The organism is Streptomyces durbertensis (genome assembly GCF_014156695.1).
In the GTDB taxonomy this organism is placed as follows: domain Bacteria; phylum Actinomycetota; class Actinomycetes; order Streptomycetales; family Streptomycetaceae; genus Streptomyces; species Streptomyces durbertensis.
Window position 1 is genome coordinate 1 of sequence record NZ_WMLF01000254.1, and the last position, 7658, is coordinate 7658.

Consider the following 7658-nt stretch of genomic DNA (forward strand, 5'->3'; position numbering starts at 1 on the left):
GCCGGATGCTCATCCACGAACAAAGGCTGAGCATCCGGCGCACTCCCGCGCGTACCCGTTCGCAAGGGCGACACGGCACGGCTGAGGAGTGGGTGCTGATGGATGACCTCTGCGACGGCTTCGGCGCGAACGGCTCCCGCACCGACGCCGCCCCACCCGAACCATTGGGCACGATGACGCTGCGGCCGGTACCCGAGTCGGTACCCACGGCCCGGCGGTGGTTCCGCAAGCTGCTCGAACCACACGCGCCGGACGGCGGACCGTGCTGGACGCGGGCGTTGGAGGACAGCCTGCTGATGATGTCGGAGCTTGTCACCAACGCGGTCCTCCACCCCCGGTCGCAGGACTCGCGGTGGCGGGTGCGAGTGGAGTGGTGGCGGGAGGGCACCCGCTTACGTGTGGCGGTCCACAGCCCCGGGCCGCCCGAGGCGGTGCGGATGCGACCCGCCACCGAGGACGCCACCGGAGGGCGCGGCCTCCTGCTGGTGGACGCCCTGGCGGACCGGTGGTGGGTGGTGGCCAGCCGCTACGGCGGAACGGCGGTGACCTTCGTCGTGGACGACGCCTGGCCCGCCGCCGAACACGACTGACCAACCGAACACGACTGACCACCGAACAGGTCCGGCCGACGACCACGGGTGGCCGCCCGGAGCCGGCCGGCCACCCGGCCCCGGCACACGCGGACACCGCGACGCACCGGCCGGACCGCAGCGAGGAGGAAGCGGCATGCCCATCGCCACGGTGAACCCCGCCACCGGGGAGACCCTCAGAACATTCGAGGAGATGGACCGGGAACAGGTCGAACGCCGGCTGACGGCCGCCCGTGCCGCCTTCCGCCAGCACCGGCTCACCGACTTCGACGAGCGCGCGGAGATGCTGCTGCACGCCGCCGAACTGCTGGAGGCGGACAACGCCGACATCGCCCGGGTCATTACCACCGAGATGGGCAAACCCATCGGGGCCGCCCGCGCGGAGGCCGCCAAGTGCGTCAAGGCGATGCGCTGGTACGCGCACAACGCGGCCGCCCTCCTGGCCGACGAGCACCCGGCGCCGGACGACGTGGCCGACTCCGGCGCCGAGCACGCCCGGGTGGTGCACCGGCCGCTCGGCGTGGTGCTGGCCGTGATGCCGTGGAACTTCCCGCTCTGGCAGGTGGTGCGCTTCGCCGCGCCCGCGCTCATGGCGGGGAACGTGGGACTGCTCAAGCACGCCTCCAACGTGCCGCAGACCGCGCTGTACCTGGAGGAGCTGTTCCGCCGGGCCGGCTACCCGAAGGGCTGCTTCCAGACCCTGCTCGTCGGCTCGGACGCCATCGAGGCCGTTCTGCGTGACGAACGGGTGGACGCGGCCACCCTCACCGGCAGCGAGCCCGCCGGCCGGGCGGTGGCCTCCGTCGCCGGCGACGAGGTGAAGAAGACGGTGCTGGAGCTGGGCGGCAGCGACCCGTACGTGGTCATGCCGTCGGCCGACGTGGCACGCGCGGCGGCCACCGCCGTGACCGCCCGCACCCAGAACACCGGCCAGTCCTGCATCGCCGCCAAGCGCTTCATCGTGCACGCGGACGTGTACGACGACTTCGCCCGCCGCTTCGTCGACGGCATGGCCGCGCTGCGCGTCGGCGACCCGACGGACGAGGAAACCGACGTCGGGCCGCTGGCGAGCGAGCGTGGCCGCGCCGACCTCGAGGAACTGGTGGACGACGCCGTCGGCCTGGGCGCCGCGGCGCTCTGCGGCGGTCGGCGGCCCGACGGCCTGGACCGCGGCTGGTACTACGCCCCGACCGTGCTGACCGGAATCACCGACCGGATGCGCATCCACCGCGAGGAGGCGTTCGGCCCGGTGGCCACCCTCTACCGGGTGGAAAGCCTCGACGAGGCACTGGAACTGGCCAACGACACCCCCTTCGGGCTGAGTTCGAACCTGTGGACGCGGAACGAGGAGGACAGCCGCCGGTTCCTGCGGGACGTCAACGCCGGCGGCGTCTACGTCAACGGCATGACGGCGTCCCATCCGGCACTGCCGTTCGGCGGCGTCAAACGCTCCGGATACGGCAGGGAGTTGGCGGGCCACGGCATCCGCGAGTTCTGCAACACCACCACCGTTTGGTTCGGCGCGCAGGCGGAAGCCGACTGAGAGGAGCAGTACCGGCACGGACCGCACCCGGCCGACGCCCGACCGGCTGCGGGGACCCCGCCTCACACGCCGACCGGAAGGACGGAGAACGCCCGTGGCCGACACCGCGAACCCCCTTGACGTGGCCGCCCTCGACGCGCACTGGCGTGCGGCCAACTACCTCTCCTGCGGCCAGATCTACCTGATGGCCAATCCGCTGCTGCGCGAGCCGCTCAGCCCCGAGCACATCAAGCCGCGGCTGCTCGGCCACTGGGGCACCACCCCCGGTCTCAACCTCGTCTACACCCATCTGAACCGGCTGATCCGCGAGCGCGATCAGGACACCCTGTGCGTCTGGGGGCCGGGACACGGCGGGCCGGCGGTTCTCGCCGGGAGCTGGCTCGAAGGCAGCTACACCGAGACCTACCCCGACGTGACCCGGGACCGCGCCGGCATGGAACGCTTCTTCCGACAGTTCTCCTTTCCCGGCGGGGTGCCCAGCCACGCCGCGCCGGACGTGCCCGGCTCGATCCACGAAGGCGGCGAACTCGGCTACGCCCTGGCGCACGCCTACGGCGCCGCGCTGGACAACCCGCGCCTGCTGGTCGCCTGCGTCATCGGCGACGGAGAGGCGGAGACCGGGCCGCTTGCCGCCTCCTGGCACGGCAACAAGTTCCTCGACCCCGTCCACGACGGCGCCGTCCTGCCGATCCTGCACCTGAACGGCTACAAGATCGCCAACCCGACCGTGCTGGCCCGCCTGCCCGAAGCCGAACTCGACCAGCTCCTGCGCGGATACGGCCACGAGCCCCTGTACGTCACCGGTGACGTCGACGATCCGCCCGCGGTGCACCGCAAGCTCGCCGCCGCGCTCGACGAGGCCGCCGACCGGGTCCGGGAGATCCAGGACCGGGCACGGGTCGCCCGGGTCACCGCCCGCCCGCGCTGGCCGATGATCGTGCTCCGCTCCCCCAAGGGCTGGACGGGTCCGGCCGAGGTCGACGGCAAGCCGGTGGAGGACACCTGGCGCTCCCACCAGGTCCCGCTCGCCGAGGTCCGGGAGAACCACGACCACCTGCTCCGTCTGGAAGCCTGGCTGCGCTCCTATCGTCCGGAGGAACTGTTCGACGACGCCGGCCGGCCACGCCCCGGGGTCCTGCGACACGTGCCGGAAGGCACCCGACGCCTCGGTGCCACCCCACACGCCAACGGCGGACTGCTCCTCCGCGAACTCCCCGTACCTCCGCTGGAGAGGTACGGCGTGCCGGTGGACAAGCCCGGAGCGAGCAGCCACGCGCCGACCCGGGCCCTCGGGGCCCTGCTCGCCGACCTCATGACCGCCACCGCCGACCGCCGTGACTTCCGCCTGGTCGGCCCGGACGAGACGGCCTCCAACCGCCTGCACGCCGTGTACGAGGCGACGGGCAAGGCGTGGCAGGAGAAGACGCTCGAGACCGACGAGCATCTGAACCGCGGCGGGCGGGTCATGGAGGTGCTGTCGGAACACCTCTGCCAGGGCTGGCTGGAGGGCTATCTGCTCACCGGCCGGCACGGACTCTTCTCCTCGTACGAGGCCTTCGCCCACATCGTCGCCTCCATGGCCAGTCAGCACATCAAGTGGCTGAAGACCGCCGACGAACTGCGCTGGCGACGCCCCGTCGCCTCACTGAACTACCTCCTCACCTCCCATGTGTGGCGGCAGGACCACAACGGCTTCTCCCACCAGGACCCCGGCTTCGTGGACCACGTGTTCAACAAGAGCCCGGACTACGTACGGGTGTACCTGCCACCGGACACGAACACCCTGCTGGCCGTGGCCGAGCACGTCCTGGGCACCCGCAACCTGGTCAACGTCGTCGTCGCCGGCAAGCAACCCTGCTTCGACTGGCTGCCGCTGGAGGAGGCCAGGCACCACTGCGCCCGGGGCGCGGGCGTGTGGCCCTGGGCCGGCACCGGCGACGGCCGCCAGACGCCCGACGCCGTCCTCGCCTGCGCCGGCGACGTGCCGACCCAGGAGACGCTCGCGGCGGCCGCACTCCTCCGGCGTCACCTCCCCGACCTGGCCGTGCGGGTGGTGAACGTCGTCGATCTTGCCCGGCTGCTCCCGGCGGACCAGCACCCGCACGGCATGACCGACACCGACTACGACGCGCTCTTCACCCGGGACCGCCCGGTGATCTTCGCCTACCACGGCTATCCGTGGCTCATCCACCGCCTGACCTACCGCCGCACAGGCCACGACAACCTGCACGTGCGCGGCTATCAGGAGGAGGGCAGTACCACCACCCCCTTCGACATGGTCGTGCGCAACAACCTGGACCGCTACCGTCTCGCCATGGACGTCATCGACCGCGTCCCGGATCTCGCCGTGCACGCCGCCGACCTCCGCCAGCACCTGGCGGACGTACGCGCTCGCCACCACGAGTGGATTCGACGGCACGGCACGGACCTGCCCGAGGTCGCCGAGTGGGCCTGGCCCGGCTGACGGGCACCTCCTTCCTGACCCGTCGGGCTCCCTGACCCGTCGGGCCGGCTCGTCCCTCTCACCGCTCCGACGCCTCTCGCCCGGTCGGCTTCTCCGAGCTAGGCTCCAGGCCACGCGGTGTTCCGACGACACCGCGGGGGAGGGACGGTCATGGCGCGGTTCGGCAGGCTTCTCAGCAGGCCGGTGGTCCTCAGCGGCGCGGTGGTGCTGACGCTGCTGGTGGCTTTCGGGATGTACTGGTTCCAGCCCTGGAAGCTTGTCGTGGACGAGACCGTCAACGAGTCGCTCCCCTCGGCCGCACCGACCGCCACCTCCTCTCCCGGTACGGGCCCGGACACGGACGTCGGCGGCGACGGCGACGACGCCTCCGCGACGCCGACGCCGCCGGCCGAGCCCCGTACGCTCGTGTCAGGCGAACTGATCAGCCACGAGCACAGCACCTCCGGGAGCGTGCGTGTCGTGGAGACCGCCGACGGAAACCGCGTCCTTCGACTGGAGAACCTGGACACCAGCAACGGACCCGACCTGCACGTGTGGATCACCGACGCTCCCGTCATCGAAGGCCGTGCCGGCTGGCACGTCTTCGACGACGGCGAGTACGTCAACCTCGGCAAGCTCAAGGGCAACAAGGGAAGCCAGAACTACGAACTTCCCGAGACCGTCGACCTGGAAAAGCTCACCAGCGTCAGCATCTGGTGCAAGCGCTTCGCCGTCAGCTTCGGGGCTGCCGAACTGAAGGAAGCGTAGGGTTCACACCACGACCGGCGCGTCAGCCGTGCGGTTGAACGTCGATGCACCTTTTGGCGGGTGGAGGGATCATCCTTCCGGCTAGCCGCAGATGAGCGGTGCCGTGCCCCGCCCCGCACTCATACTTTTGGCCGGTAGGCAAAGCAACCATTCGGCCGAGGCGGGAAGGCACCCCGGCGGTGGACCGTGTACGGGACGAACAGTTCCCGTACACGGAGGAACCCGTGAAACGCTCCACCCTCGCCGTCCTGACCATCGTCGGAGGCCTCGCCTTCGCGACCGCCGTGCTGACGGTCCTGACCGCGCCCCGGCTGCTCTCCAGCGAGTCCACGAGCGTGCGGGACGCCGCGACCGGCCACGTGCCCCGCGCCGAGGTCGAACGGCGGATACAGGCCCACTACGGCGTACCGGTGATCGACAAGAAGCCACGGCAGGTGCGCTGCGAGGACGAGCTGCGTCCCCGCTCGGGCCGTCCCCTCATGTGCGAGGTCACGCTCGACGACGACAGGACGCAGAGCATCGCGGTCTCCGTCACGGGCACCGACGGCGAGCACGTCTCCTACGACTACGTGCTGCTGGAGGGCTGAGAAGGATGAACGCCCCGCACGTCTCGCCCGCCCCGGCGGCCGAGGCCACCTCCGCCACCGGCGCCGGGCGCTCCCGCATCCACGCCCTGGACGCCCTACGGGGATTCGCGCTCTGCGGCATCCTGCTGGTCAACATCCCGCAGATCGTCTCGCTCGCCGCCGGCCCCCGCCCCGGAGAACTCCACCCGGTCAGGGAGGCCTTGGACCTGCTGGTCCAGCACCGGTTCTTCCCGATCTTCTCCTTCCTCTTCGGCCTGAGCTTCGTGCTCTTCTACGAGAGTGCGGCAGCGCGCGGCGCCAACGCCCGCGTCCTCCTGCTCCGCAGGCTGCTGGCGCTCGGCATACTCGGCGGGCTCCACCAACTTCTGCACCCGGGCGAGGCGTTGCTGCCCTACGCGATCGCCGGCCTGGTGGTGCTGCTCCCCTCGACGTGGCTGCCGCGTTGGGCGACGCTGCTTGCGGGAGCCGCGGCGACCGTGGCCGGTCTGACGTTCGCCAGCGGCGGCATGGCCCTGATACCCGGGCTCTTCCTGCTGGGTGCCGCAACCGCCAGGTACGGCATACCGGACACGCTGCCGGACCGCACCCGGCAGCTTGCCGTGCTCCTCGCGCTCACCGCGCCGGCCGCCGTCGCCGCCGCCCTCTGGCAGCAGAGGACGTGGCTGGAGCCGATCGCCATGAAGTCGGCCGCCGTCGCTGGGCTGCTGGCCGCGATCGCCTACGTCTGCGGGTTCCTCCTGCTCCTGCAAAGCCCTTGGGGACGCCCCCTGGAGGCCGCTCTGGCCCCGCTCGGCCGGATGGCGCTCACCAACTACGTGTCCGGCACGGTGATTGTGGTGGCGGCGGCGCCCCTGCTCGGCCTCTCGGAGTCCCTGCGCTGGGGCAGCGCCCTCGCCCTGGCCGCCGGCACGCTGACCGCGCAGGCGGTGTTCAGCCGCTGGTGGCTGGCCCACCACCGGTACGGGCCGCTCGAGTGGGCGTGGCGGCGTGTGACCTGGTGGCGCTGAGACCTGGAGACAGCGCCTTCCGGCCTCAGCCGTCCCGCATCCGGCCCGTACGCCATGCCCACGCCGCGATCTCCACCCGGTTACGAACCTCCAACTTCAACTGGACGCTCGTCAGGTGCGTTTTCACCGTGGAGAGGGAGATGTGCAGCTCGGCGGCGATCTCCTGGTTCGTTCGGCCCTGAGCCACCAGCCGTACGACCTCCAGCTCCCGCTCTGAGAGCGGAGCGGGAGACGGCTCGGCGGCGGAGCCGTGGTCGAGGTTGCTGAGCAGGCGGAGAGTGACGGCCGGGGAGACCAGCCCGTCGCCCCGGGCCGCCGCCCGCACCGCCTCCACCAGCAGCGCCGGGCCGGCATCCTTCAGGAGGAAACCGACAGCGCCTCCCCGCAGTGCCCCGTACAGGTAGTCGTCCTGGTCAAAGGTGGTGACCACAACAACCCGCAGCGGGTCGGCGACATCCGGCCCTGCCAGCCGCCTGGTGACCTCCAGCCCGTCCAACCGGGGCATCCGGACGTCGACCAGGCAGACATCGGGACGGAGGCGCTGCGCCAGCTCCACACACTCCGCGCCGTCCGCGGCCTCGCCGACGACCTCGATGCCCGGCTGGGCCTCCAGGATCAGCCGGAACCCCGTCCGGACCATCTCCTGGTCGTCCGCCACCAGCACCCGCGTCACCGAACCGCTCATCCGACGGACTCCCTCCGCTCCCACACCGGGAACAC

7 protein-coding genes are annotated in these 7658 nt (G+C 71.3%); 6 read left to right on the forward strand and 1 reads right to left on the reverse strand.

Features of this window, described 5'->3' with window-relative positions; genetic code table 11:
* Positions 1-173: 173 nt before the first annotated feature.
* From GL263_RS16985 to GL263_RS17010, 6 genes are all read left to right on the forward strand, one after another.
* Positions 174-590 (forward strand): ATP-binding protein, encoded by a 417-nt coding sequence (locus GL263_RS16985; protein ID WP_182856576.1) that lies wholly within the window; start codon positions 174-176, stop codon positions 588-590.
* A 136-nt stretch (positions 591-726) separates the two neighbouring features.
* Positions 727-2133, forward strand: coding sequence for an NADP-dependent succinic semialdehyde dehydrogenase (locus tag GL263_RS16990; protein WP_182856570.1), 1407 nt, complete (start codon positions 727-729; stop codon positions 2131-2133).
* 94 nt (positions 2134-2227) lie between these two features.
* Complete coding sequence (locus GL263_RS16995) at positions 2228-4597, forward strand: phosphoketolase family protein (protein WP_182856571.1); 2370 nt, start codon at positions 2228-2230, stop codon at positions 4595-4597.
* A gap of 150 nt (positions 4598-4747) precedes the next feature.
* Positions 4748-5344: a DM13 domain-containing protein gene (locus GL263_RS17000; protein WP_182856572.1), complete on the forward strand. Its 597-nt coding sequence runs from the start codon at positions 4748-4750 to the stop codon at positions 5342-5344.
* A gap of 224 nt (positions 5345-5568) precedes the next feature.
* The gene (locus GL263_RS17005) at positions 5569-5931 is read left to right on the forward strand and encodes a DUF4333 domain-containing protein (protein ID WP_182856573.1); all 363 of its coding nucleotides are present in this window, start codon (positions 5569-5571) and stop codon (positions 5929-5931) included.
* 5 nt (positions 5932-5936) lie between these two features.
* Complete coding sequence (locus GL263_RS17010) at positions 5937-6938, forward strand: DUF418 domain-containing protein (RefSeq protein ID WP_182856574.1); 1002 nt, start codon at positions 5937-5939, stop codon at positions 6936-6938.
* Between the two features lie 25 nt (positions 6939-6963).
* Here GL263_RS17010 and GL263_RS17015 read toward each other — a convergent pair whose 3' ends face one another.
* The gene (locus GL263_RS17015; RefSeq protein ID WP_182856575.1) at positions 6964-7623 is read right to left on the reverse strand and encodes a response regulator; all 660 of its coding nucleotides are present in this window, start codon (positions 7621-7623) and stop codon (positions 6964-6966) included.
* Positions 7624-7658 lie beyond the last annotated feature (35 nt).

Excerpts from the sequence above, each read along its gene's own strand:
- GL263_RS17000 (WP_182856572.1), top strand. The coding sequence starts at position 4,748 with ATGGCGCGGTTCGGCAGGCTTCTCAGCAGGCCGGTGGTCCTCAGCGGC.
- GL263_RS17015 (WP_182856575.1), bottom strand. The coding sequence starts at position 7,623 with ATGAGCGGTTCGGTGACGCGGGTGCTGGTGGCGGACGACCAGGAGATG.
- GL263_RS17010 (WP_182856574.1), top strand. The coding sequence starts at position 5,937 with ATGAACGCCCCGCACGTCTCGCCCGCCCCGGCGGCCGAGGCCACCTCC.
- GL263_RS16990 (WP_182856570.1), top strand. The coding sequence starts at position 727 with ATGCCCATCGCCACGGTGAACCCCGCCACCGGGGAGACCCTCAGAACA.
- GL263_RS16985 (WP_182856576.1), top strand. The coding sequence starts at position 174 with ATGACGCTGCGGCCGGTACCCGAGTCGGTACCCACGGCCCGGCGGTGG.